Origin of the sequence: Streptomyces flavochromogenes (genome assembly GCF_000717595.1) — a bacterium.
In the GTDB taxonomy this organism is placed as follows: domain Bacteria; phylum Actinomycetota; class Actinomycetes; order Streptomycetales; family Streptomycetaceae; genus Streptomyces; species Streptomyces flavochromogenes.
Genome location: NZ_JNZO01000013.1, coordinates 73,279 through 94,640, shown reverse-complemented (window position 1 = coordinate 94,640; position 21,362 = coordinate 73,279). Strand labels below are relative to the sequence as shown.

Below are 21,362 nucleotides of genomic sequence, written 5' to 3'. Positions count from 1 at the left end.
GGTGGCGATGGGGACATGGGGTGTGCGCCCGGCCGGAGCCGGCGCCGCGCGGAGATCAGGCCGAGCTGACGTCCTTCAGCGGCGTGCGAGGGCGTGACGCGGAGGCCGGCCCGTTCTGCTCCAGGGCCTCGTGGAACCCCGTCAGCCCCCGCAGCAGAGCCTTGCGGCTCGTCGGTGACATGTCCGCGATGACCGCGAGCAGGGCTTTCTCCCGCTGGGCCCGAAGCTCCCGCAGGTACGCCTTGCCGTGCACGGTCAGATGCAGCTCCAGCTGCCTCCGGCTCACGGCGCTGGGCAGACGCTGGACGAAGCCCAGCGCCTCCAGCCGGTCGCACATGCGGCTCACCGAGGGCGGCGCGGAACCGAGCAGGTCGCCGAGGGTGCGCAGGCTGATGCCCTCCTCGCGGTCCAGGCTGTACAGCACGCGCAACTGACTCGCCGAGACCGGTGTCGCCGACACCATGTCCCGGCCGCGCTCCCACAGCACCTCCAGCAGCTCGATGAGCTCCCGGGCGGACTCGGCCGCCTGCTGCGGTTCCCGCGCGGACGGGGCGGGGTTGGTGTTCATGCCTGTCGACACTCCTCGGGCGTCCGGGGCCGAGGACGTCGGCCTTGCGACGGACCGGTCATCTCCACATCTCTCCAGAAGGCGGTACGGATCCGGTGGATCGACACGTGACAGTGGAAGGCGCACTGCGCGGGGCGGCACCACACCTCCTTCTGGACTCCCTCCGTACCAGTCTCACGCAGCTCTACGCCGCGTCCTCCGCCGACCTGCTGCTCATCGACTACGGCTTCACGTCCCTGCGCCCCGTGCCGCCTGTGCAGGCGCCTGCCGGGGTGCCACACGTACCCGTGGACGCGGGCCCCACCGGTCGCGTCTTCCGCACCCAGCAACCATATCTTTTCCGTGATGGCGGGCCCACGGCGACCGTTTACCTTCCCGTCACGGTCCGCGGCGACCGGTTCGGCGTGCTCGTCGTCGTCCTGCCCGCGGACCGAGCCACCCCGGAGACCACCGAAAGCCTCTGCCGTGTCGCCGAGACGCTCGGGCACGCCCTGCGCGTCGCCGACCGCCACACCGACCTGTACCGCAGCACCCGCAGGGCGCACCCTCTCAGCATCGCCGGGGAGATGCAGTGGGGCACCCTCCCGGGCCGGGCCTGCGCCGGGCCGGCGTTCGACCTCCACGCCCACTGGGAGCCCGCCTATACCTCGGGAGGGCATCTCCTGGACTGGAGCGTCACCGAGGACGAACTCCTGCTGATCGTCGCCGACGGCGTGGGCCCCGGCACCCCGGCCGCCCTGGTGAGCACCCTCGCCCTGACGGCGATCCGCAACGCCCGGCGGGCCGGACTCGACCTGGTGGGGCAGGCCAGCCTCACCGACCAGGCACTCTACGGGCAGTACCGGGGGAAGGACGCGCTGGCCGCCCTGCTGCTCCGCCTCGACCTGACCACCGGCGAGATCGAGGTGGTCGACGCCGGGTCGCCGACGCTCTGGCGGATCAGCGGCGCCGTGACCGAGCGCGTCGAACTGGACCGCCAACTGCCTCTCGGCATGTTCGAGGACACCGTCTACACGACCCAGCGCCTGCGTCTTCGGCGCGGCGACCGGCTGGTCTTCGTCGCCTGCGGCACAGGAGAGCGTCCGGCCTCCGGTGCGGACGAGGCACCGGACGGTCCCGTCGCGCGGGCGCTGGCCCTGACCTGCCACCTGAGCGGCGCGGACGCACCCGGAGCCGTCGTGCGGGCGCTGCGTGAGAGACCCTGTGGTACACCGGACGAGGTCCTCGTGCTCTGTCTAGACTGGCGCGGCCAGGGGACGGCGTCACCGGAACCGAGGCGTGACGGGACAGCCCCTTCGCCACCTCCCTGACGCGCCGCCGGTGTGTGATCCCCGTCGAGGGCGGTGTGGGAACCATGAAGACGGGAAAGGCGGAGTAGGAGGTGCCGTGCGCACCCACCGGACGAGGGGAGTACCAGCGCCATGACGGACGCGATGACCGCGGAGCCTGCGACACGGGAGCCCTTCCTGTCCGCGAGTGTCGTCTACGACAACGCCTCCCACGGCGGCACGATCGCCGCCGCCCGCGCCTTCACGGCCGACTTCCTCGCGGCCGCGCCTTCCGTGCGGCGTGAACCGGTGGCCGACGAGCGCGTCGAGCTGGCGCAGTTGGTGGTCAGCGAACTCGTGACCAACGCGGTCCGGCACACCGTCGGCCCCTGCCGACTGCTCCTGGAGCTGCGTCAGGACACCCTGGACATTTCGGTGTTCGACCGCGCGGCCGCCGCTCCCGTACCCCGCGGACACGACCCCCGCCGGATCGGACAGCACGGCGTCGAGATCGTCGTCGCCGTCTGCGAGAGCCTGAGCGTGGAGCCGCAACCGGACGGGAAGCGGGTCCGGGCGTGCCTCTCCCTCCTGCCGGAGTACGCCGGCGCGGCGACCCCGGCGGACCGGCGCCCGCACTGACACACCGGCCCCGGCACGGCGCAGCGGACCCACTCGGCTCCCGGCCCTCGGACGGGCTCTGGTTCCCGCGGCTTCTGCCGACCCTGCTGCCGCGGCCTCTGCCGGCTCTGCTTCCGCGGCCTGTGCCGGCTCTGCCCCGCGGCCTCCGGCGGCTTTGCTCCCGCGGCCACTGCCCCCGCGGCCTCTCCCGGCCCTGTGCCCCGGCTGCCTCCGCCGGCTCTGTTCCCGAGGCCTTCACGAAACCGCGACGCCATCGGCACATCCGTCTCGCGTGCGCGAGGTGTAACAGGGGTGGGACGGGTCAGGCGGACACCGCACCCCCTCGCCACGTCCCCTCAGTCGGAGGTCCTCATGCCCCAGCACCCCGTCGCACCCCTTCCCGCGCCGCGCGTCCTCACCCAGCCCATGGCCATGGAACTGATGACCCCGGACGCGGCGGTCCCGATCGAGACCACCATCAGCTACACCTCCCGGGACCCCCACGCGCTGAGCATCGTCTTCCACCTCCTGGGCGATCCTCCCGTCACATGGCGCGTCGACCGCGAGATGGTCCTCACCGGAGCGCTGACCCCCACCGGTGCGGGGGAGGTCCACCTGCGGCCCGCCCCCGACGGCGGGCTTCTCCTGCGACTGGGCCCGGCCGGGCACTGCGCCATGGTCAGGTGCGACCAGGACAGGCTCGCCCGCCTCGTACGCGACACCTTCCTCCTGGTGCCGCAGGGCACGGAGGAGCGTCACATCGACTGGCAGCCGCTGCTCGCCTCCCTCAGGCGCTGAGGCGGGGTGGGCGGGCCGCCGCCGTGTGTGGACGCCTACGTTGTACAGCCGAACATTTCCTCGCCTTCCCCGGGAGAGCCGCAGCCCTCATCGGCTTTCGCCGACTGATCGGGTGAGCTGGTCGGTCGGGAGCGAACGTCTGCCGACACCGGTGGGCGAGGTGCCGGGTGGGATGCGGCCGGTCAGGCGGTGCAGGGGTTCAACCCGCCGAGCTCTCGGTCGAGTCAGGCGCAGGGATGGACCAGTCCTCCTCGGTTGTGAACTTCGTCCTTGTACGATTCGCCCCACGGAGGTTCGCCCCGGCGAGGTTCGCGTGTGTCAGGTCGGCATCGGTGAGGTTCGCGCCCTGGAGGTCGGCTCCCGCGAGGTCAGCACCTTTCAGGTTTGCATGGGTGAGGTTGGCCCGAGTGAGGTTTGCGCCCGTGAGACGGGCATTGTCCGGTTCTGCACCGGTGAGGTCTGCGCTGCGGAGGTCGGAGCGCATCAGACGGGTTCCCGACAGAGTGGATCCGCTCAGATTCACCTCCCTGAGCTGCGAGTCTGCCAGATCCGCACTCATGAGGGAGGCATGGACGAGACGCGCCTCGGACAGGTTCGCATGGGGCCAGACGGCGAACCTGAGATCCGCGTACGCAAGGTCGGCGCCCACGAGATGGGGGGGGGCTCCAGGCGCACACCACGGAGATCGGAGGACTGCAGGTCGACCAGCGAATGTGCGTCCGCTCCCGGATTTCGGCCGGCAAGCACGCTCACAGCCACCTGGATGTCCGTCGGTGGCTTGAGGCTGACGCCTGTGGGCGCCCCTTTCGGATCGGGAGCATGTTCGCGCACATACGCCGACAAGACCGAGACAATGGTGGGATGGTCGCGCGACGAGTCCTCCATGATGCGCTGGAGTGCGTAGATCCCGCCGAGGCGGACGTCCAGACTCTCGGACCCCAGGTGCTGGACTGCTGCAACGTTGAACCGGTTCGTGATCTGTCCGTGCTCCGCGAGCCGGAGCTCCTCCTTGGTCTGCCCCACGGTCACCCACGTGAACAGCACAGCGGCAACCGCGGCCAGACCCGGCAGAGCCGCCACAGCCAGTTCGAGCCACGGCATGCGTTCCCTCGAACGGCTGTCCCGGCCGGCACGCTCACCCGCCGGCCGCCGGCCGCCGGCCTCGACCAGCACCACCACGCCGCGCGGTTCGGCGCAGGCGTCGAAGGCTGAGGTTCCCAGTCACGATCCCATGACAACCCAGGGGTGAACCGGCCACGCGCCGGTACGCCCGAATGCCTCATTCCGGCCGGCCGGGCGACGGCGGGCCGAAGCAGGCGGTGACGTCCTTGCCGCGCGGGCAGGAGCGGATGCGCACATCGTCGGCGAGGGCGCCGATCAGGAGCAGGCCGCGGCCGCCCAGGGCGTCGTCATCGGGGTGGCGTTGCTCGGGAACACGGGACGACGCGTCGTGCGCGGTCACGTGCAAGCACTCCTCGTCCCACGTGAGGATGAGCTGCGCATCGCTGTGTGCGTGAACGTGGGCATTGGTGACCAGCTCGGAGACGGCGAGCACCACGGAGTCCACCAAGTCCGGCGCGGTACGGTCCCATCCGATCGCCGCCAGATGCTGACGCGTCCAGTCGCGTGCTGTCTTCACGCTGCTGCCGAGGGGGAGCGAGCGAGCCCACCCGACGGCTCTCAGTGAGGGATCCCGTGCCATGACTCTCCTTCGAACGACCGTAGTGACTGCACCTTCCTTCTGCCCAGCGACCTGCCGAAGACGCGGCCCTCGTCCCTCGACGGTCCCGACAGACGCTGCGGGGAGGGTCGCTGACTGCTCCTCACACCCGATACAGGTGAAATGACCGGTGCGCCCGGGATTCTGCTCCTCGGGGAAACCCTCGACAAAATTGTGTGTGTGGACTTGTAGGCTCCGGGTAGGCGAGCTGACACGGGGCCACGACTCCCGACCAGGGACACACGTGAAAGGGGAATGGCGTGACGCTCACGACGATGGCGGCCAAGGGAATTGAGGCCGGGACGGGAACGCTGCCGGTGATCCCGGACGCGTTGGCGGTCGCGCCGAAGGACGCACGGGCGCTGTCGAAGGTCTTCTTCCAGGAGCTCACGACGCTGGAGGAGGGGACGCACGAGTACCAGTACGCGCGCAACACCCTCATCGAGATGAACATGAGCCTGGTCCGTTACGCGGCCGGGCGGTTCCGTCATCGCGGCGACGAGATGGAGGACATCGTCCAGGTCGGCATGATCGGACTGATCAAGGCGATCGACCGCTTCGAGCTCTCGCGGGAGGTCGAGTTCACCACGTTCGCCGTGCCCTACATCGTCGGGGAGATCAAGAGGTTCTTCCGGGACACCTCCTGGGCGGTGCACGTACCCCGCCGCCTTCAGGAGGCCCGGGTGGAACTGGCGAAGGCGACCGAGGAGCTGAGCACGCGCCTGGGCCGGACACCGACGGTCAAGGAACTCGCCGAGCTGATGAGCCTGACGGAGGAAGAGGTCACCGAGGCACGGCTGGCCTCCAACGGCTACAACTCCTCGTCCCTCGACGCCGCTCTCAGTGGCGAGAACGAGGACAGCGAGGCCTCCCTGGCCGACTTCATCGGCAGCGAGGACCCGGCCATGGAGCTGGTGGAGGACTTCCACGCCCTGGCCCCGCTCATCGCCGACCTCGACGAGCGTGATCGCCAGATCATCCACCTGAGGTTCGTCGAAGAGCTCACCCAGTCCCAGATCGGGGAACGCCTGGGCTGCTCCCAGATGCACGTGTCCCGTCTCCTCTCGCGCACCGTGCAGCGTCTGCGCCGAGGCCTGCTCGAAACCGGCTGATCGGTCCACGCCTGACCCCGGCTCAGGGCGGCACCCGGCAGAAGGCACTCCTTCCCCTCGGTGGGGCAGGGGTGCCTTCGGCGTGTGCGGCGGCGACGCACTGGAGATCCGGCACATGAGGACACGGCCGCCGCTTCTCCTGGCCGGGGCAGGCCCGTTGCGAAGGCCGCGCGTTCTGAGTCGTCGTGCGGAAGAGGGCCCGGACGCGACGCGTCCGGGCCCTCGTCCATGCCGGCACGGCGCCGCTCAGCCGCTGCCAGACGGGAGGTTCTCCTTGATCTTGGCGATGGCGAAGCCCCAGCCCTGGGAGACGGTCGGCTTGCCGGGCACGGCCACTTCGGCGGGGTTCGTCACCACGTCCAGGAGCACCGGGCCGGGAACGGCGAGAGCCCGGCGCACGGCCTCGTCCAGTTCACCGGGTTCGGTGACGCGGATGCCGGTCAGCCCGAGGGCTTCCGCCACCGCGGCGAAGTCGGGGTTGTCGAGAACCGTCCCGAACTCGGGAAGCCCGGCCTGCTCCTGTTCGAGCTTGACCATGCCGAGCCGGCGGTTGTCGAAGACCACGAGCTTGACCGGAAGCCGCTCGGACCGGATGGTCAAGAGGTCCCCCAGCAGCATGCTCAGTCCGCCGTCGCCGCAGAAGGCCACGACCTGGCGGTCGGGTGCCCACAGCTGGGCGCCGATGGCCTGGGGCATGGCGTTGGCCATGGAGCCGAGGTTGTACGAACCGATCAGCCGGCGACTGCCGCGCATGCTGACGAAACGGGACAGCCAGACCGTGGCCATGCCGGTGTCGGAGGTGAAGATCGCGTCGTCGGCAGCGTGACGGTCCACCGCGGCTGCCAGTGCCTCCGGGCGGATCTCCTCGTCCCGGTTGTCGAACAGCGCCCGCACCCGCCCGAGGAGACGCTTGTCGTGGGTGGGGTCGGCCAGATCCGCCTGGCCCTCCTGCCACTGCAGGAACCGCTCGCGGGCCTCGTCGAGATGGGACCGGGAGCCGATCGGGGTGAGCAGCGGCAACAGGGCCCGCAGCGTCGCACCGACGTCTCCGGCCAGCCCCACGTCCACCGGAACCCGGCGACCCAGGTGCTCCTCCCGCACATCGATCTGCACGATCCGGCAGTCCGACGGATACCAGTCGCGGTAGGGGAAGTCGGTGCCCAGCAGGAGCAGCGTGTCGCAGGTGTCCAGGGCGTGGGCGGCGGCCGGGTTGCCGATCAGGCCGGTCTGGCCGACCTCGTAGGGGTTGTCCTCCTCGAAACCCTCCTTGCCCTTGAGCGTGAGCACCATCGGCGCAGAGAGGAGCTCGGCGGTGCGCAGCACCTCCTCGCGGGAGTCCCGGGCACCGCGCCCCACGAGCAGGGTGACCCGGGAGCCGGCGGCGATCGCCTCCGCAGCCTCTGCCAGCGCCGGGTCGTCGGGACGGGTCACGGCGGGGCGCGGCAGCGCGAACCGCGGCGGCCGGTCGTCCTCGACCTTCTGATCGCCGAGGTCGCCGGGGACGGTCAGCACCGCCACACCCCGGCGGGTCACGGCCGCTCGCACGGCCGACTCCAGCAGCCTCGGCATCTGGGCGGGGGAGGTCACGGTGGCCCGGTACACGGCCACGTCCCGGAACAGCAGGTCGTTGTCCACCTCCTGGAAGTAGTCGCCGCCCACCTCCGACAGCGGCACCTGGCCGCAGATCGCCAGGACCGGGGCGCCGCTCTTGGCGGCGTCGTACAACCCGTTCAGGAGGTGGACCGAGCCGGGCCCCACGGTGCCCATGCAGACTCCGAGCTCGCCCGACAGCTGGGCGCGCGCGCCGGCGGCGAAGGCCGCGGCCTCCTCGTGGCGGAAGCCGGTCCACTCGATTCCCTCTGTGGTCCTGATGGCGTCGGTGAGGGGATTGAGAGCGTCGCCGACCACGCCGAAGACATGGCCGACGCCAAGGTCCGCGAGCCCGTCGACGATCACTCGGGCAACGGTACGAGACATGGGATCTCCTTTCACGAAGGACGACGACCGGGTCACCGGAGGGTGAACCGGTCAGGATGAGCCGCGTTCCAGTCGCCTGCCCACGAAGGCGGTACGGATGCCGACGCGAGGAGCTGCCCGGCCTTGAGCGGTGCGTACAGCTCGCCGTGGGACCGCACGGTGTCCGGTCCGACCCGGCGCAGCAGCATCCCGGGCGCCAGGTCGCCCGGCTCCTCGACGCCCATGGCGGCCGCGATCTGCAGGGCGCTCCGGACCGTCGCCTCCTGGAAGCGCTGGACGCGGCGTGCTTTGTCCTCGACGTCGAGGGCCCGGGCGCGCCGGGGGTCCTGCGTGGTGACTCCGACGGGGCAGGTGTTGGTGTGGCAGCGCTGGGCCTGGACGCATCCGAGGGCGAACATCATGGCCCGGGCGGAGTTGGTGTAGTCGGCACCCTGGATCAGTCGCTTGACGATGTCGCCGCCGGTGGCGATCTTGCCGGAGGCGCCGATCCGGATCCGGTCGCGCAGTCCCGCGCCGACGAGGGACCGGTGGACCGTCGTCAGGCCCTCGGTGAGGGGGAGTCCGACGGTGTCCGCGAACTCCAGCGGCGCGGCCCCGGTGCCGCCCTCGGCCCCGTCGACGACGATGAAGTCGGGCGTGACGTCCTCCTCCAGCATCGCCTTGCAGACGGCGAGGAACTCGCGGCGCGATCCGACGCACAGCTTGAACCCGACCGGTTTGCCTCCGGCGAGCTCCCGCATCCGGCGCACGAAGCGCACGAGCTCCCGCGGAGTCCGGTAGACGCGGTGGTACGGCGGGGAGATCACGGTGCGGCCCTCGGGGACACCGCGGGCCGTGGCGATCTCGCGGCTGACCTTGGAGCCGGGCAGCACGCCGCCGATGCCGGGCTTGGCGCCCTGGCTGATCTTCAGCAGGACGCAGGCGACCTGGTCGAGGGCGGCCTTCTCGGCGAACCTCCGGGGGTCGAAGTCGCCGTCCTCCGTCCGGCAGCCGAAGTACCCCGTGCCGATCTCCCAGACGAGGTCCCCACCGGGGGCCATGTGGTGTTCCGATATCCCGCCCTCGCCGGTGTCGTGGGCGAAGCCACCGCGTCGGGCTCCTTCGTTCAGGGCGCGGACCGCCCGGCCGGACAGGGAGCCGAAGCTCATCGCGGACACGTTGAGCAGGGCCATGTCGTAGGGCTTGGTGCAGTCGGGGCCGCCGATCCGGACCCGGGGCGGTTCCTTCGGGACGGGGCGCGGGGACATGGAGGGGACGAGGTAGTCGGTGCCCGTCCGGTACAGCTCCAGCTCCGTCCCGAAGGGGTCCTCGGCGTCGGTTCCCTTGGCCCGTTCGTAGACGATGGACCGCGTGTCCCGGTCGAAGGGCGCGCCGTCGATGTTCCGCTCGACGAAGTACTGCTGCACCTCGGGTCGGATCCTCTCCATCGCGAACCGCAGGTGCCCCAGGACCGGGTAGTTGCGCAGGATCGAGTGGCGTCGCTGCACGACGTCGTACGACGCGACCGCCGCGAGCAGGAGTGCGGGGCCGGCCGCGCACCACCACCAGGGGGACATCAGGACGGCCAGGAGGCCGGTGGTGAGGGCGGCGACGGCCGGGAGGAGCACGAGAAGAAGCGTCAGCATGTGGGGCCGTCTGTCCCGGATGGACGGGGCCAAGCGTGCTGCGCCCGAGGCAGCCCGGCCCAGGGGGAGCCCCGGTTGTCGGCGCACGCCGGAACGGGGCTGGGTGCCGGTGTTCCGATTCTTCGCCGGCGCCGAGGGTAGGCGGTCTGGTGTGAGCGTGTGAGGAGTGAGTGATGAGTGCCAAGGAGAAGGCCAAGGCGAAGGCCGAGCAGATCATCGGTAAAGCCGTGCAGAAGACGGCTCATATGCGGGGTGACAAGAGCACGGAGGCCAAGGGTGCTGCTCTGGGGGTCCGCGGAAAGGCCCGTGAGCGGAAGGAGAAGGGTAAGGACTTCTTCAAGAAATAATCCGGTCCGGAGTTGCATGCATGCCCGTATTCCGGGCAGCGGACTCACGCGGGCCTCGTTTTTTCGAGGCCTGGACAAGGCATGGGAAGGTGAAGATCATGGCCGGAGGCAAGAAGGCCAAGAACGTGACGAAAACGGCCAAGGGCAAGGTGAAGGAGACCACTGGTAAGGCCGTCGGCAACGAGAGCCTGGAGATGAAGGGCCGTGCCGAGCAGGTCGAAGGCGACATGAAGCAGGCCGGAGAAAAGGTCAAGGACGCTTTCAAGCGTTGACTCGGCCCGCGATCGCGACGGTCGGCGAGCGGTAGTCGAAGGGAGGAGCGGCCCGAGGGGCCGCTCCTCCCTTCGACTACCGAGCGTCGCCATCAGCGGCCACGTCGTCGCCGACCCGTGGTCCGGTCCTCGTCCTCCTCGTCCTCCTCGTCCTCCTCGTCCTCCTCGTCCTCCTCGTCGTCCTCGTAACCCTCGGCGTCGTCCTCGTACTCCTCGTCTTCCGGCTCGCTCTCGTCGTCCTCTTCGTACGCGTCTTCCGGCTCGTCCTCGTCGTACTCCTCCTCACGTCCCTCGTCGTCCTCGTACTCGTCCTCAGGCCGGCCTTCCTCCTCCTCACCGCCTTCCTCGTCCCCGTCGGCTTCGCCCTCCTCCTCGAGTGCCTCTTCGTGCGAGCGCACCACCTCGCCGTCGCGGATCTCACCGCGCCAGCCCTCGGGTTCGTCATCGGTGAGGGTGACGTGGCGGCGGAAGTGCTTCAGGTCCAGCCGGAGACGCCGGCCTTGCGCCTTCCAGATGTTGCCCGTCTTCTCGAAGAGACCGGAGGGGTAGTACTCGACGGTGAGCAGGATCCGGGTGAGCGACGGGCCCAGCTCGTGGAAGCTGACGCAGCCCCGGGTGGAACCCTTTGCGCCGTCGGAGGTCCAGATGATGCGGTCGTCGGGGACCTGTTCCTGGACCGTTGCCTTCCAACTGCGGGTCGAGGGACCCACCTTGACCTTCCAGTCGCTGGTGGTCTCGTCGCCCTGCGAGACGTTCCGGACGCCCTTGGTGAACCCGCTGAAGTCCTCGTACTGGGTCCAGTGGTTGTAGACCCTGCGCAGGGGGGCGCCCACGTCGACGGTCTCGACGATGCTGGTGATTTTTTGAGTACCGCTCTTCCGCTTGCCTTTGCCCTTGCCGAACAAATTGGAGGCGGCGTCGGTGACTTTGTCTTTCAGTCCCCCGAGTGCCTGGCCTGCCACGGCCTTGACGGGGGAGTCACCTTTCAGCAATCGCCCGCCGATGTCTGTCAGTTTGCCGCCGTTCTCCGCCACGTCGTTCAGCTGGTCCGTGACGTCCCCGAGTTTGTCCGAGGCTTTGTCGGCCAGCTGGCCGGTCTGCGCGGTGAGGAACCCGCCCAGTTCGCTGAGCAGTCGGTCCAGCCCGGACTGGGGCGCCTCGGTGCGGTCTCGGTCTTCGGTTGCCATGACCTACCTCCGCGTCGACGGCTTGCGTGCCGTGGTCTTCTTCGCCGCGGTCTTGCGTGCGGCCGTCTTCTTCGCCGCGGGCTTGCGTGTGGCTGTCTTCTTCGCGGCGGGCTTGCGTGTGGCTGTCTTCTTCGTCGCCGGCGCGCGTGCCGTGGTTTTCTTCGCTGCGGTCTTCTTCGCCGGTGCGGCGGCGGTCTTCTTGGCGCTTGCGGTCTTCTTGGCGGGAGCGGCCTTCTTGGCAGGTGTGGCCTTCTTCGCAGGCGTGGCCTTCTTCGCTGTACTCCGGCTCGACGCCGACCGCTTGGCGGGTGCCGCCTTCTCTGTCGTGCCGGACGCTCCGGTCTTCTTGGCCGCCCCGGCGGGTTTCCGGGCCGACGGCGTGGTCTTCTTCGCCGGTGACGTCCTGCTGCGCCCTTGGGCCGCCTTGCGGGTACGGGACCCGGCGGATGATCGCGGACGGGATGCGGTGCCTTCCGCCGACCGTGAGCGGGACGACGGGCTGGGGGACCGGCGTCGGCGTGGCTTCTCCGGCTCGGCCTCGGCCTCCTCTTCCTCGGGTTCCTCTTCCTCCTCCTGCTCCTCGGGTTCCTCCGCCTCCTGCTCCTCGGGTTCCTCCGCCTCTTCCTCCTCCTGCTCCTCGGGCTCCTCCGCCTCTTCCTCGGGCTCCTCTTCGGGCTCCTCTTCCTCCTCCCACGCCTCTTCGTCTTCCCTGGCCTCCTCGTACTCGGGTTCCTCTTCCTCCTCCTCGGGCTCCCATTCGTCGTCCTCGTCGTACCGTTCGTCTGCTTCCGCGCCCTCCTCCTCGTCCTCCTGGTCACTGCCGCCGCTGCCGATGGCGAGCGTCCGCTCGTGGAGGGAGTCGGCGAGGTCGGCCAGCCGGCGGTTGGCCGCCGCGGTGAAAGCCTGGCGGCCGGCGTTCAGAGCCTCGCCCTTCAACTGCTCCCCCATCTCGGCGATTTGGGGTACGTCCTTGAGCTTGGTGAGCCCCTGTGTGAGGAGCTGTCCCGGCTCGAGGCCGAATCGCCGCCCCGCGAGGTAGGTCGCGACGGTGAACGCGAAGCGAGCCTTCTTCGTCCGTCCGAGTACGTAACCGCCCGCCACCGCGGCTGCCAGGGCGATCTTGGTCGTGTCCTCCATGGCCCTTGTCCCTTCACCGGGCGCCTGCGGGCCGCTCCGCTGCCCGCTCGGGACGTCCCTGGATCAGGTCGCGCGTCCCTCTGAGGACGCGTGAGGACGCCCCGTTGGGGCGGTGGGGTGTTGCCCGTTCTCCCGGACATGGCGTATGTCCCTATATCATGAAATTCTAACCTTTAGTTGGTATCCGTCTTGTGGAGCGCCATGGGCACTGTGGATCCGGATCGGCCTCGACGTAGCGCCTCGCGCGCTTCCGGCGAGAAGCGCCCACCTGCACGGCGGAAGCCGTCGTCGAGCCGGGCGAAGGCCGTGGATCCGGGCTCGGCCATGAGTTCGGCCACCGAGCAACTCGCGAAACTGCTCGGCAGACTTCCCGAGTCCGTCTCCTCGCTCAAGCCCACCGATTCGGGGTGGGAGGCGCAGGTGGAGGTACTGGAACTCGAAAGGATCCCCGACACGACGAGCGTGCTGGCCAGCTACCGGGTCTCGCTGGACGAGGAAGGCACGTTGATCTCCTTCGAGCGAACCCGCCGCTATACCCGAGGAACGATCGATCGGCCGTTCTGATCTCGGTTCGGCCGACGGAAGGAGGCGCCATGACCATGGTGCCGCAGAGCGGCAGCGCCGTCAGCAGGGGCGGTGGCGGCTCCACAGGCAGCCTCTACGACGTCCTGGAACTCATCCTGGATCGTGGCCTGGTGATCGACATCTTCGTCCGCGTCTCACTGGTCGGGATCGAGATTCTCAAGATCGATGCCCGGATCGTGGTGGCCAGCGTGGACACGTACCTCCGCTTCGCGGAGGCGTGCAACAGGCTCGACCTCGAAGCCGGCCGCAAGGCTCCGGCTCAGCTGCCGGAAGTCGTCGGCGGCATGATGGAGGGCGGGGCCCGCGGCAAGTCCAAGGGCGCCCTCACCGGTGCTGTCGAGGCCGTGACGGATTCTCTCACCGGGAAGTCGAACCGTGATGACGAGGAGCCGGACGAGGAAGAGGCCGAGGAGGAGCCCGTCCCCCGGCGTCGACGGCCCGCCGCCCGCCGCCCGGCACGACGGGAGAAGGAGTGACCCATGGCTCTCTACGTCTACGCGATCACCGCGGAGGACCACCCCCTCGACCTCGATGAGCAGTCCGGCGTGGGCTCCGAGCCCGCTCCTGTGCGCGTCGTCGCCTCCGGACCGCTGTGCGCCGTGGTGAGCGACATCTCCGAGAAGATCCGGGCCAAGCGGCGCGATCTGCTGATTCACCAGGAGGTGCAGGAACGCCTCATGCGCGGAGGGCCCGTGCTTCCGCTGCAGTTCGGATACACCGCCGCCGACGAGCCGACGATCGAGAAGGTTCTCCTGAAGGGCGCCGACGGCTATCTGGCCAATCTGGAGAGGCTCGGGGGGTGCGCCGAGTACCACGTCCGAGCGTCCCAGGACGAGGAGGAGCTCCTGCGGCAGATTCTGAGCGAGACTCCCGAAGCCCGAGAACTCAACGAGCGGATACGCGCAGGAGACCCGGATCCCCAGCTCCCGCTGACCCTCGGCCAACTGGTTGCCGCGCAGGTGCAGGAACGGCAGGAGGCCCTGGCGTCCGGGCTTGTCGAGGCTCTCGTGCCGTTCGCTCGGGAGCACACCGTTCGGCAGGCTTCCGGAGCGGACTTCCTCAACTTCTCACTCCTGGTCCCCGACGACCGGCGGGAAGAGTTCCGGGCGGCGGAGTCAAGCCTCGCCGGCCAGATCGGGGACGGGATCGAGATCCGGCTGAGTGGCCCGCTGCCGCCCTACAGCTTCGTGGAGTGACGCCCCCGGAAGGAGGAAGACGATGGGACTGCTGGGAACCCTGTTCACGCTCCCGTTGGCTCCGGTGCGCGGAGTGACCTGGGTTGCCCAGAGAGTGCTGGACGAGGCCGAGGAGGAGTACTACGACCCGGCTCCCGTCTGGCGGGAGCTCTCGGAACTGGAGGACCGGCTGGTGCGGGGGGAGATAGACGAGGAGACGTTCGGGCACCGCGAGGACGAGCTGCTCGACCGGCTCGAGGAGATCACCGCCCACCGTACGCGCGAACCATGACCGGGAATCGAGGACGCTGCCGTGTCTGATCCCCTGCCCGACCGCTTCGGGTCCGTACCGTCCAGGGCGTTGCCGTCGCCGTACGGGCCGAGCTCCTCCGCGAACCTCGCGGACATCCTCGAACGCGTCCTGGACAAGGGCATCGTCATCGCCGGAGACATCCGGATCAATCTGCTCGACATCGAACTGCTGACGATCAAGCTGCGGATCCTGGTCGCCTCCGTGGACAAGGCGAAGGAGATGGGCATCGACTGGTGGGAGCACGACCCCTCGCTCTCCTCGAAGCACACCGGAGGGCGCCTGGAGGAGGAGAACCGCCGGCTCCGCGCCGAGCTGGACGCGCTGCGGCGCGACGCACTGACCGCCGACGGACCCGAGACGCCCTCGTACCGGGAGACGGACACGGTCCACGAGCGGGCCGCGTCCCGCAAGACCTCCGCCTCGGAGCCTGACGAGGATCTTGAGCAGGGTGAGCCGGACGAGGACCTGGACGAAGGGACGACACCACGCCGCGGGGCAGCACGACGTAGGCGCAGCACATGATCGATCGTGAGGGCCTCACCTACGTCTACGCCGTGGTACCCGACACCCCGGGGCTGCGGGCGGCTCTCTCGGACGTCCGCGGGGTGTCCGGCAGCCTCGTGTCCCTCCTCGGCGAGCACGCACCGACCGAGGGAGAGGAGCGCCCCGACCCCCTTGCGTTCGTCACCAGCCGGGTCGCGCAGGACGAGTTCGACGAACGGACGCTGAAGGCGCGCTTCGAGGACCTGGAGTGGCTGGAGGACGTCGCCCGTGCCCACCACGAGGTGGTGCAGACGATCGCCCGCCACGACACCGTCCTCCCGCTACGGCTGGCCACTCTCTACGAGAACGACGACCGGGCACGCGGCGCACTCGCCGCCCAGCGGCACGTCTTCGCCGAAAGAATCGCCCTGCTCCGTGACCGGAGCGAGTGGGGCGTCAAGCTGTACATCAGGTCCACTGGGCCCTCCGAGGACCGAGACGGCGCCGCCGACCCCGGGGGCACCACGACGCTCAGCCCCGGCAAGGCCTACCTGCGGCGCCGTCGGGCCCAGCACAGCGCTCAGGAGAGCCACTACCGCAATGCCCGAGAGGCGGCGCAACGTATCGAGGCCCTCGTTTCCCGGTTCACCACCTACCGCGTACGCCATCCTGCGCAGCACGGCGAACTGGCGGGACCCGAGGAGAACGTCCTCAACGACGCCTACCTCGTCCCGGACGGCCGGACCGAGAGCTTCCGCGCCGCGCTCGCGGCGCTGGCGGCGGACCTCGACGGCGTGCGTGTCGAGGTGACCGGACCGTGGGCGCCGTACTCGTTCGCGATGCCGCCCCCTGAGCCGGCCCCGCACGGCGACGCACGGGAGGGACCGTCACGATGAGCGTCGCCGACCCCACGGACCCCCTGCCCGGCCGTCAAGTAGCCCTCATCGACCTGCTCGACAGGCTACTGAGCGGGGGAGTGGTCCTCTCCGGCGACATCGTGCTCTCGATCGCCGACATCGACCTCGTCCGTGTCTCCCTCCGTGCTCTGATCGTGTCCGTCGGCTCAGAGGCGGATCCCCTCGGATCGCCCAGCCTGGGGCAGGCGTGAGCGGGCACGGCCCGGCACCCGGAGAGCGGAAGCGGCCCCCGAGCGCGTCCCCGCCCCTGGAGGGCGTCGGCGCCGCCCTGGGTGACGCGTTCCGCCTCCTGAAGGCGCCGCCCACCCCCGCCGACGAGCCCGTCCGCCCCGCCCACAGAATCCGGACGGACCGCGAGTCGGTCGAGGAGGACCTCCTCAAACTCGTCCTCACCGTCGTGGAACTTCTGCGCCAGCTCATGGAGAGGCAGGCCCTGCGGCGGGTCGACGCCGGCGACCTCACCGACGACCAGGAGGAGGAACTGGGCGCCACCTTGATGGCCTTGCACGACACGCTGAGCGACCTCTGCGTCGAGCACGGCTTCACGCTTCAGGACCTCAACCTCGACCTGGGCCCCCTCGGACCACTGCTGCCGCCGGCCGACCGCGAACCCGAGTGACGCGACCGTACAGGCCGACGGCGCGCGCAGCGGAATCGGGGGTGCGGTCACGGGGCCGGTCGACGTCGTCGCTACGGGCGCCCGCCTCGCCTGTCGGTGGGGCGAAGCCGCTTTTCTGGGTACTGCTCGCCTCTCCACGCGGCCTCGACGGGCGTCGCTGGGCCGAATGGCCCCGCAGACCACCTGTCCGAGCATCTCCGCCTGCCGTCCGGCGAGGCCGATGCCAGGGTCGAGTGACTGATGCCCGACTCCGCGGGCAGGGGCGGAGAGGGGCGGCGGTGGAATCCGGCGCGGAACGGAAGGGAATGACCATGCCTCGTGGCTCGAGTCCAAAGCGAGAACGGCAGTACGAACACATCAAGGAAAGCGCGGAAGAGCGCGGGCAGAGCACCGAGCGTGCCAAGGAGATCGCCGCCCGGACGGTGAACAAGGAGCGTGCGCGTTCCGGAGAGTCGAAGACCGCGAGCAAGTCCTCGACCCAGGACAGGTCGTCGTCGAAGCGTGGTGGGCAGCGGTCCTCGGGCGGTGCGGAGGGCCCTACCTACGACCAGCTGTACGAGGAGGCCAAGCGCCGCAACATCCACGGCCGCTCGTCGATGAACAAATCCGAGCTCAAGAAGTCGCTCGGCCACTGACACCCAGGTTCTCCTGCCCCTCGACGGTCCGGAGCCTGGAGGACGAGGTGTTCCGAGATGGCCGACACCGGCCGGAGAACGCCGGGCGACGCCGCCGTTCCTCAGGCGGGCGCGCGTCATGAAGTTCGCGGAGGCGTACGATGAACTTTCCCCTGCCCGAGACTGTCGACGCCCTCAAGGGCATGATCGGCGGAGAGATCACCGCCTTGCGCGCGGCCGTGCGCCGGAACGCGGAGCGCCCGCTCGACGGATCTGCCGGTACGGAGCTGACGTCGCCGTTGCAGTCGCTGGCCGTGCTCCCTCCGTCCGCGGAGACGGACGGGACGTCACCCTGCCTGTGCGGCGCCCACGAGCCCGGCGGCAGTGGCGTCTGCTCGGTACTCGCCGCGATCCCGGTCTCGGCCGTACTGCTCGAACCGGTCCAGGACGACTCGGGTGCCATCCTCGACTTCCGCATCGTGGCCGGCAATCGGGTCCGGTCGGCGGACTGGCTCGAAGCACCGGACCACCAGGTCGGCCAGAGGTTCCTGGAGGCACGACCAGGCGCGGCGCACTCGGGACTGCTTGCCGCGTTGGCTGACGTCATGGACACCGGCAAGCCCCTGGACGGGCTCGTGGTGGACTATACGGAGCAGCGGCTCGGCCGGATCCACCGGGCACCGCTGCTGTACTCCGCCGCCCGGTGCGGTGAGCAGGTGCTGGCGACGTGGCAGCCCGTGCAGAGCCAGGCGGAGCTGCTGACGATCGACGCGCAGTTCCTGGCGTCGATGGGATGGGGGCACTGGGATCTGCTGTCCGGGAAGGTCACCTGGTCGGAGGGGCTCAGCCGCATCTTCCACGCTGATGTGCGCATGCCATGGACCCTGGAACAGCTGTGCGACGCCTTGCTGCCGGACGACCTGACGGCCCTCGCGGAGTTCCTCAGCTCGGTGCTGGCCGGCGAGGAGCCCGCCTGGACCCGGATCCGCTTCCTCGTCCTCGGCGAGCTCCGTACCCTCGACCTGCTGGGACGGCCGGTCACCGGCACGGACGGCAGAGCATGGGCGCTCAACCTCGTGGCCCGCGATCTCACGCCACAGATCCGCAGCCGCAGGCGGTTGGCCGAGACGGAGCGTGAGTCGGATCGGCTGAGGCGGCAGACGGAGGCGGAGCGGAGGGTCGCGGACGCGCTGCGCGAGGCGATTCTCCCCACGCATTCCGAGGCGCTCGCCGCGGTCGGGCTGACAGTGGCGGCTTCGTACCGCCCCGCCGAGCCCGACGCCGCGGTGGGCGGTGACTGGTACAAGTGCCGACTGCTCCCGGACGGCAGGGTGCTCATCGCCATCGGCGACGCGTCGGGACACGGCCTGGACGCCGTGGCACGGATGGCCCAGCAGCGGCACGCGCTGGCGGGGCTGGCGCAGACCGGGGCTTCCGCCGGCGAGATCACGACGTGGCTGAACGAGCTGGTGTGCAGTGACCCGGCGGGACAGACGGCCACCGTGGTGGTCGGTCACCTCGACGAGGACAAGGTCCTGCACTGGGCCGACGCGGGGCACCCCGCACCCCTGCTGCTGCGCGACGGCCGTGCCACGTCGCTGCAGGCCGAGCAGAGAGGCCCCCTCCTCGGCGCGCTGCCGGGGTACGCGTACGAGACCGCGTCGACGCGGCTGCGGCAGGGCGATCTCCTGGTGCTCTACACCGACGGCATGGTCGAGCGCCGCGGCGAGGACGTGACCGAGGGGATCGCGCGCTTGACCCACGCGGTGGCGGCCACGTCCCTCGTGGACCCGCGAGGGGTGATCGACGCGCTCCTGGACGACCCCGAGACGGTGGGCCACGAGGACGACGCCTGCCTCCTGGCGATCCGGGTGGACTGAGGGCGCGGCGGCCGAGGTGCCGGCCGTACGCCGCCGTTCCATGGCGTGGCGTTCCGGCGAACCCTTCCCTGGCCGCTGGGACGGTGATGCACCGGCTGAGGGGCGTGCGGACGGTCGCTTCTGTCCGCATACTGTCAGTTGCACCTCTGCTACTGCGCGCGACTCGCGACCGCCCTGCACGGTGTCCACCCTGGAAGGAGACTGTCTTGGTCATCAGCCACACCCTGGCGGACGGGGTCCTGTACGTGACGCTTCCGCCCGACCTCGACGTCACCGAGCGGGCCGCAGCCGCCCTGGAGACGGAGGTGCTCGTCCATGCCCACCGCCCCCGGCTCGTCCAGGTGACGCTGGACGGCACCGCCCCGTCGCCGGCCTCGCTCAGCGCGCTCGCCCGGGCTCGGAGAATGTGCGCGGGTCTCGGTATCCCCCTCACCATCACCGCCGTCGGCCCGGCGACGACGGAACCCGACGACTCCGCCGCCGCGGCGTGAACTCCCGGCCTGAGTCCGGGAAAGACGGCCGCCGATGCTCACGGCAGGGCGGTGCCTCCGGCCGCGTCGACGATGAAGCCGCCGCGGGGGATGTGGGCGAGGGGCGCACGGAGTCGATCCGGCGCAGCGCAATCGGCGCTTCTGCCCACGCCCGTCTCAGGCCGTGGGGTCCCAGAGGCCGCCGGCTTCGTCGCGGGCGAGGTGCTCGGCGTACACGTCGACCTTCCAGGCGATGACGGACCTGCACTCCTCCAGTGCCTGGATCTGTGCGTCGACGCGCTGTCGATGGGTGTCGAGCAGGCGCAGGCGTTCTGCCTCGTTGCCCGGACCCTGCCGTACGAGTTCGGTGAAGCGCTTGAGGTCGGCGAGTGGCATACCGGACTCGCGGAGCCTGACGCAGATCTGCAGCCATTCGACATCCGAGGCCGTGTAGCGCCGCCTGCCGCCGGACGTGCGTCGGACCGGTCCGACGAGCAGGCTCTCGCGCTCGTAGAAGCGCAGGGCGTGCACGCTCAGTCCGGTCCGCGCTGCCACTTCGCCGATGCTCAGCGACGGTGCGGCGGCCTCGGTCGTCATGCTTCTCACCCCTGGACTTGATCTAGACCTCGCTCTAGATCGTAGCGTCGGTGGCATGACCATGAATGAACAGCAGCCGCTGGGCTCCCCCTTCTCCGCTGCGACCTCCGCCACGGACGTCGTGACCGACTGCGACCTTCCCGGCATGACCGCCGTGGTGACCGGGGGCTACTCCGGGCTCGGTCTGGAGACCACCCTGGCTCTGACGGCCGCCGGGGCCCGGGTCATCGTTCCCGCCCGCCGACCGCACGTAGCCCGTGCCGCCCTCCGGGGAGTGAAGGGCTGCCAGGTCGTCGCCATGGACCTGGCGGACCTCGCAAGCGTCCGCTCCGCCGCCGCGCACATCAGCGACATCGCGAAACGGCTCGACCTCCTGATGGCCGTCGCCGGAGTCATGGCCACCCCGGAGCGGCGGGTCGAGCCCGGCTGGGAAGGGCAGTTCACCGCCAACCATCTCGGGCACTTCACCCTCGCCTGTGAGCTCTACCCGCTCCTTGCGGCCGCGGGCGGCGCGCGCGTCATCGTCAACAGCTCCGCCGGGCACACCCTGACCGGGATCCGCTGGCACGACCCGCACTTCCGCACCGGCTACGACAAGTGGCTTGCCTACGGCCAGTCCAAGACCGCGAACGCCCTGTTCGCGGTGCACCTGGACGCCCTCGGGCGTCACGATGGCGTGCGCGCGTTCGCCCTCCACCCCGGAAAGATCATCACTGGTCTCCAGCGCGAGATGGCCCTCCAGGAGCAGATCGACCGTGGATGGGTGGACGAGCACGGCAACGTCATCGGCGTCGGCTTCAAAACCCCTTCCCAGGGAGCTGCCACCGGCCTGTGGGCCGCCACGTCCTCGCTCCTCGACGGCCGCGGCGGGCTCTACCTGGAGGACTGCGACATCGCCGGCGTCTCCACCCCCGACCAGCCCATGGACGACGGTGGCGTCCGCCCGTACGCCGTCGACCCCGACGAGGCCGCACGCCTCTGGGACCTCTCCCTCGCCGCGACCGCCGTCACTCCGATCCTCCGTTGAATCCGCGCTGCCGGTTCCAGCGGGAGGGTGCTGAGGGCGAGGACGCCGACACC

27 protein-coding genes are annotated in these 21,362 nt (G+C 70.0%); 18 read left to right on the top strand and 9 right to left on the bottom strand.

The window, feature by feature from the left end; all coding sequences use genetic code 11:
• Nucleotides 1-55: 55 nt before the first annotated feature.
• Complete coding sequence (locus IF00_RS0117465) at nt 56-568, bottom strand: MarR family winged helix-turn-helix transcriptional regulator (RefSeq protein ID WP_030319071.1); 513 nt, start codon at nt 566-568, stop codon at nt 56-58.
• Nucleotides 569-675: 107 nt separating this feature from the next.
• Between IF00_RS0117465 and IF00_RS0117460 the strand changes: the two genes are divergently transcribed.
• The 3 genes from IF00_RS0117460 to IF00_RS42690 all read left to right on the top strand — a co-directional run bounded on the left by IF00_RS0117460 (nt 676) and on the right by IF00_RS42690 (nt 3,252).
• Complete coding sequence (locus tag IF00_RS0117460; RefSeq protein ID WP_245234549.1) at nt 676-1,878, top strand: PP2C family protein-serine/threonine phosphatase; 1,203 nt, start codon at nt 676-678, stop codon at nt 1,876-1,878.
• Between the two features lie 111 nt (nt 1,879-1,989).
• Entirely contained in the window at nt 1,990-2,475 is a 486-nt protein-coding gene (locus IF00_RS0117455; protein WP_030319068.1) for an ATP-binding protein, read from the top strand.
• Nucleotides 2,476-2,826: 351 nt separating this feature from the next.
• Nucleotides 2,827-3,252 (top strand): SsgA family sporulation/cell division regulator, encoded by a 426-nt coding sequence (locus IF00_RS42690; RefSeq protein WP_051820343.1) that lies wholly within the window; start codon nt 2,827-2,829, stop codon nt 3,250-3,252.
• Between the two features lie 199 nt (nt 3,253-3,451).
• On the opposite strand, the gene IF00_RS48035 is transcribed toward IF00_RS42690, so the two are convergent.
• The 3 genes from IF00_RS48035 to IF00_RS0117440 all read right to left on the bottom strand — a co-directional run bounded on the left by IF00_RS48035 (nt 3,452) and on the right by IF00_RS0117440 (nt 4,954).
• Nucleotides 3,452-3,901, bottom strand: coding sequence for a pentapeptide repeat-containing protein (locus tag IF00_RS48035; RefSeq protein WP_106975825.1), 450 nt, complete (start codon nt 3,899-3,901; stop codon nt 3,452-3,454).
• Nucleotides 3,808-4,431: a hypothetical protein gene (locus IF00_RS45650; RefSeq protein WP_051820337.1), complete on the bottom strand. Its 624-nt coding sequence runs from the start codon at nt 4,429-4,431 to the stop codon at nt 3,808-3,810. Before IF00_RS45650 ends, IF00_RS48035 begins: the two co-directional genes overlap by 94 nt.
• Nucleotides 4,432-4,531: 100 nt before the next feature.
• Nucleotides 4,532-4,954: an ATP-binding protein gene (locus tag IF00_RS0117440; protein WP_030319065.1), complete on the bottom strand. Its 423-nt coding sequence runs from the start codon at nt 4,952-4,954 to the stop codon at nt 4,532-4,534.
• A 293-nt stretch (nt 4,955-5,247) separates the two neighbouring features.
• Between IF00_RS0117440 and IF00_RS0117435 the strand changes: the two genes are divergently transcribed.
• Entirely contained in the window at nt 5,248-6,084 is an 837-nt protein-coding gene (locus IF00_RS0117435) for an RNA polymerase sigma factor SigF (protein WP_388311465.1), read from the top strand.
• Between the two features lie 246 nt (nt 6,085-6,330).
• Here the strand turns inward: IF00_RS0117435 and IF00_RS0117430 are convergent, their stop codons facing one another.
• Both IF00_RS0117430 and IF00_RS0117425 read right to left on the bottom strand, forming a co-directional pair.
• A complete protein-coding gene (locus IF00_RS0117430; RefSeq protein WP_030319061.1) occupies nt 6,331-8,061 on the bottom strand; it encodes a thiamine pyrophosphate-dependent enzyme in 1,731 nt (576 codons plus the stop codon).
• 32 nt (nt 8,062-8,093) lie between these two features.
• Nucleotides 8,094-9,686: an FMN-binding glutamate synthase family protein gene (locus tag IF00_RS0117425; protein ID WP_030319059.1), complete on the bottom strand. Its 1,593-nt coding sequence runs from the start codon at nt 9,684-9,686 to the stop codon at nt 8,094-8,096.
• A 173-nt stretch (nt 9,687-9,859) separates the two neighbouring features.
• On the opposite strand from IF00_RS0117425, the gene IF00_RS46130 reads away from it, so the two are divergent.
• Together IF00_RS46130 and IF00_RS0117415 are read left to right on the top strand one after the other, a co-directional pair.
• Nucleotides 9,860-10,033: a hypothetical protein gene (locus IF00_RS46130; protein ID WP_167346865.1), complete on the top strand. Its 174-nt coding sequence runs from the start codon at nt 9,860-9,862 to the stop codon at nt 10,031-10,033.
• Between the two features lie 98 nt (nt 10,034-10,131).
• Nucleotides 10,132-10,305, top strand: a complete 174-nt coding sequence (locus IF00_RS0117415; protein ID WP_030319058.1) for a CsbD family protein — start codon at nt 10,132-10,134, stop codon at nt 10,303-10,305.
• Nucleotides 10,306-10,397: 92 nt separating this feature from the next.
• On the opposite strand, the gene IF00_RS0117410 is transcribed toward IF00_RS0117415, so the two are convergent.
• Entirely contained in the window at nt 10,398-11,492 is a 1,095-nt protein-coding gene (locus IF00_RS0117410; protein WP_030319053.1) for an SRPBCC family protein, read from the bottom strand.
• Between the two features lie 3 nt (nt 11,493-11,495).
• On the bottom strand, nt 11,496-12,629 hold the full coding sequence (locus IF00_RS46445; protein WP_030319051.1) for a hypothetical protein: 1,134 nt from the start codon (nt 12,627-12,629) through the stop codon (nt 11,496-11,498).
• Between the two features lie 201 nt (nt 12,630-12,830).
• On the opposite strand from IF00_RS46445, the gene IF00_RS0117400 reads away from it, so the two are divergent.
• The 11 genes from IF00_RS0117400 to IF00_RS41305 all read left to right on the top strand — a co-directional run bounded on the left by IF00_RS0117400 (nt 12,831) and on the right by IF00_RS41305 (nt 19,706).
• Nucleotides 12,831-13,193: a gas vesicle protein GvpO gene (locus IF00_RS0117400; RefSeq protein ID WP_030319049.1), complete on the top strand. Its 363-nt coding sequence runs from the start codon at nt 12,831-12,833 to the stop codon at nt 13,191-13,193.
• A 29-nt stretch (nt 13,194-13,222) separates the two neighbouring features.
• Nucleotides 13,223-13,690 carry a gas vesicle structural protein GvpA gene (locus IF00_RS0117395; protein WP_030319046.1) on the top strand — a complete coding sequence of 156 codons (468 nt, stop codon included), beginning with the start codon at nt 13,223-13,225 and terminating at the stop codon, nt 13,688-13,690.
• Nucleotides 13,691-13,693: 3 nt separating this feature from the next.
• Nucleotides 13,694-14,410, top strand: coding sequence for a GvpL/GvpF family gas vesicle protein (locus IF00_RS0117390; RefSeq protein WP_030319044.1), 717 nt, complete (start codon nt 13,694-13,696; stop codon nt 14,408-14,410).
• Between the two features lie 22 nt (nt 14,411-14,432).
• Nucleotides 14,433-14,681: a gas vesicle protein GvpG gene (locus tag IF00_RS0117385; protein ID WP_030319042.1), complete on the top strand. Its 249-nt coding sequence runs from the start codon at nt 14,433-14,435 to the stop codon at nt 14,679-14,681.
• A gap of 21 nt (nt 14,682-14,702) precedes the next feature.
• Complete coding sequence (locus IF00_RS46985; protein ID WP_030319040.1) at nt 14,703-15,224, top strand: gas vesicle protein; 522 nt, start codon at nt 14,703-14,705, stop codon at nt 15,222-15,224.
• Nucleotides 15,221-16,081 (top strand): GvpL/GvpF family gas vesicle protein, encoded by an 861-nt coding sequence (locus tag IF00_RS0117375; protein WP_051820335.1) that lies wholly within the window; start codon nt 15,221-15,223, stop codon nt 16,079-16,081. Before IF00_RS46985 ends, IF00_RS0117375 begins: the two co-directional genes overlap by 4 nt.
• Complete coding sequence (locus IF00_RS0117370; RefSeq protein WP_030319036.1) at nt 16,078-16,293, top strand: gas vesicle protein; 216 nt, start codon at nt 16,078-16,080, stop codon at nt 16,291-16,293. The genes IF00_RS0117375 and IF00_RS0117370 overlap by 4 nt, the downstream gene beginning before the upstream one ends.
• Complete coding sequence (locus IF00_RS0117365) at nt 16,290-16,721, top strand: gas vesicle protein K (RefSeq protein ID WP_030319034.1); 432 nt, start codon at nt 16,290-16,292, stop codon at nt 16,719-16,721. The genes IF00_RS0117370 and IF00_RS0117365 overlap by 4 nt, the downstream gene beginning before the upstream one ends.
• A 311-nt stretch (nt 16,722-17,032) precedes the next feature.
• Nucleotides 17,033-17,356: a hypothetical protein gene (locus IF00_RS0117360; protein WP_030319029.1), complete on the top strand. Its 324-nt coding sequence runs from the start codon at nt 17,033-17,035 to the stop codon at nt 17,354-17,356.
• A 140-nt stretch (nt 17,357-17,496) separates the two neighbouring features.
• Nucleotides 17,497-19,215, top strand: a complete 1,719-nt coding sequence (locus IF00_RS0117355; protein WP_030319027.1) for a PP2C family protein-serine/threonine phosphatase — start codon at nt 17,497-17,499, stop codon at nt 19,213-19,215.
• A gap of 206 nt (nt 19,216-19,421) precedes the next feature.
• A complete protein-coding gene (locus IF00_RS41305; RefSeq protein WP_051820333.1) occupies nt 19,422-19,706 on the top strand; it encodes a hypothetical protein in 285 nt (94 codons plus the stop codon).
• 156 nt (nt 19,707-19,862) lie between these two features.
• Here IF00_RS41305 and IF00_RS0117345 read toward each other — a convergent pair whose 3' ends face one another.
• Nucleotides 19,863-20,282 (bottom strand): MerR family transcriptional regulator, encoded by a 420-nt coding sequence (locus IF00_RS0117345; protein ID WP_030319023.1) that lies wholly within the window; start codon nt 20,280-20,282, stop codon nt 19,863-19,865.
• 55 nt (nt 20,283-20,337) lie between these two features.
• Between IF00_RS0117345 and IF00_RS0117340 the strand changes: the two genes are divergently transcribed.
• Nucleotides 20,338-21,309 (top strand): SDR family NAD(P)-dependent oxidoreductase, encoded by a 972-nt coding sequence (locus IF00_RS0117340; RefSeq protein ID WP_030319021.1) that lies wholly within the window; start codon nt 20,338-20,340, stop codon nt 21,307-21,309.
• Nucleotides 21,310-21,362: the final 53 nt, after the last annotated feature.

Bases quoted from the DNA above. Each gene is read 5' to 3' on its own strand.
- IF00_RS0117465 (WP_030319071.1), bottom strand. From the start codon at position 568: ATGAACACCAACCCCGCCCCGTCCGCGCGGGAACCGCAGCAGGCGGCC.
- IF00_RS0117455 (WP_030319068.1), top strand. From the start codon at position 1,990: ATGACGGACGCGATGACCGCGGAGCCTGCGACACGGGAGCCCTTCCTG.
- IF00_RS42690 (WP_051820343.1), top strand. From the start codon at position 2,827: ATGCCCCAGCACCCCGTCGCACCCCTTCCCGCGCCGCGCGTCCTCACC.
- IF00_RS0117440 (WP_030319065.1), bottom strand. From the start codon at position 4,954: ATGGCACGGGATCCCTCACTGAGAGCCGTCGGGTGGGCTCGCTCGCTC.
- IF00_RS0117435 (WP_388311465.1), top strand. From the start codon at position 5,248: ATGGCGGCCAAGGGAATTGAGGCCGGGACGGGAACGCTGCCGGTGATC.
- IF00_RS0117430 (WP_030319061.1), bottom strand. From the start codon at position 8,061: ATGTCTCGTACCGTTGCCCGAGTGATCGTCGACGGGCTCGCGGACCTT.
- IF00_RS0117425 (WP_030319059.1), bottom strand. From the start codon at position 9,686: ATGCTGACGCTTCTTCTCGTGCTCCTCCCGGCCGTCGCCGCCCTCACC.
- IF00_RS46130 (WP_167346865.1), top strand. From the start codon at position 9,860: ATGAGTGCCAAGGAGAAGGCCAAGGCGAAGGCCGAGCAGATCATCGGT.
- IF00_RS0117415 (WP_030319058.1), top strand. From the start codon at position 10,132: ATGGCCGGAGGCAAGAAGGCCAAGAACGTGACGAAAACGGCCAAGGGC.
- IF00_RS0117410 (WP_030319053.1), bottom strand. From the start codon at position 11,492: ATGGCAACCGAAGACCGAGACCGCACCGAGGCGCCCCAGTCCGGGCTG.
- IF00_RS46445 (WP_030319051.1), bottom strand. From the start codon at position 12,629: ATGGAGGACACGACCAAGATCGCCCTGGCAGCCGCGGTGGCGGGCGGT.
- IF00_RS0117400 (WP_030319049.1), top strand. From the start codon at position 12,831: ATGGGCACTGTGGATCCGGATCGGCCTCGACGTAGCGCCTCGCGCGCT.
- IF00_RS0117395 (WP_030319046.1), top strand. From the start codon at position 13,223: ATGACCATGGTGCCGCAGAGCGGCAGCGCCGTCAGCAGGGGCGGTGGC.
- IF00_RS0117390 (WP_030319044.1), top strand. From the start codon at position 13,694: ATGGCTCTCTACGTCTACGCGATCACCGCGGAGGACCACCCCCTCGAC.
- IF00_RS0117385 (WP_030319042.1), top strand. From the start codon at position 14,433: ATGGGACTGCTGGGAACCCTGTTCACGCTCCCGTTGGCTCCGGTGCGC.
- IF00_RS0117375 (WP_051820335.1), top strand. From the start codon at position 15,221: ATGATCGATCGTGAGGGCCTCACCTACGTCTACGCCGTGGTACCCGAC.
- IF00_RS0117370 (WP_030319036.1), top strand. From the start codon at position 16,078: ATGAGCGTCGCCGACCCCACGGACCCCCTGCCCGGCCGTCAAGTAGCC.
- IF00_RS0117360 (WP_030319029.1), top strand. From the start codon at position 17,033: ATGCCTCGTGGCTCGAGTCCAAAGCGAGAACGGCAGTACGAACACATC.
- IF00_RS0117355 (WP_030319027.1), top strand. From the start codon at position 17,497: ATGAACTTTCCCCTGCCCGAGACTGTCGACGCCCTCAAGGGCATGATC.
- IF00_RS0117345 (WP_030319023.1), bottom strand. From the start codon at position 20,282: ATGACGACCGAGGCCGCCGCACCGTCGCTGAGCATCGGCGAAGTGGCA.
- IF00_RS0117340 (WP_030319021.1), top strand. From the start codon at position 20,338: ATGACCATGAATGAACAGCAGCCGCTGGGCTCCCCCTTCTCCGCTGCG.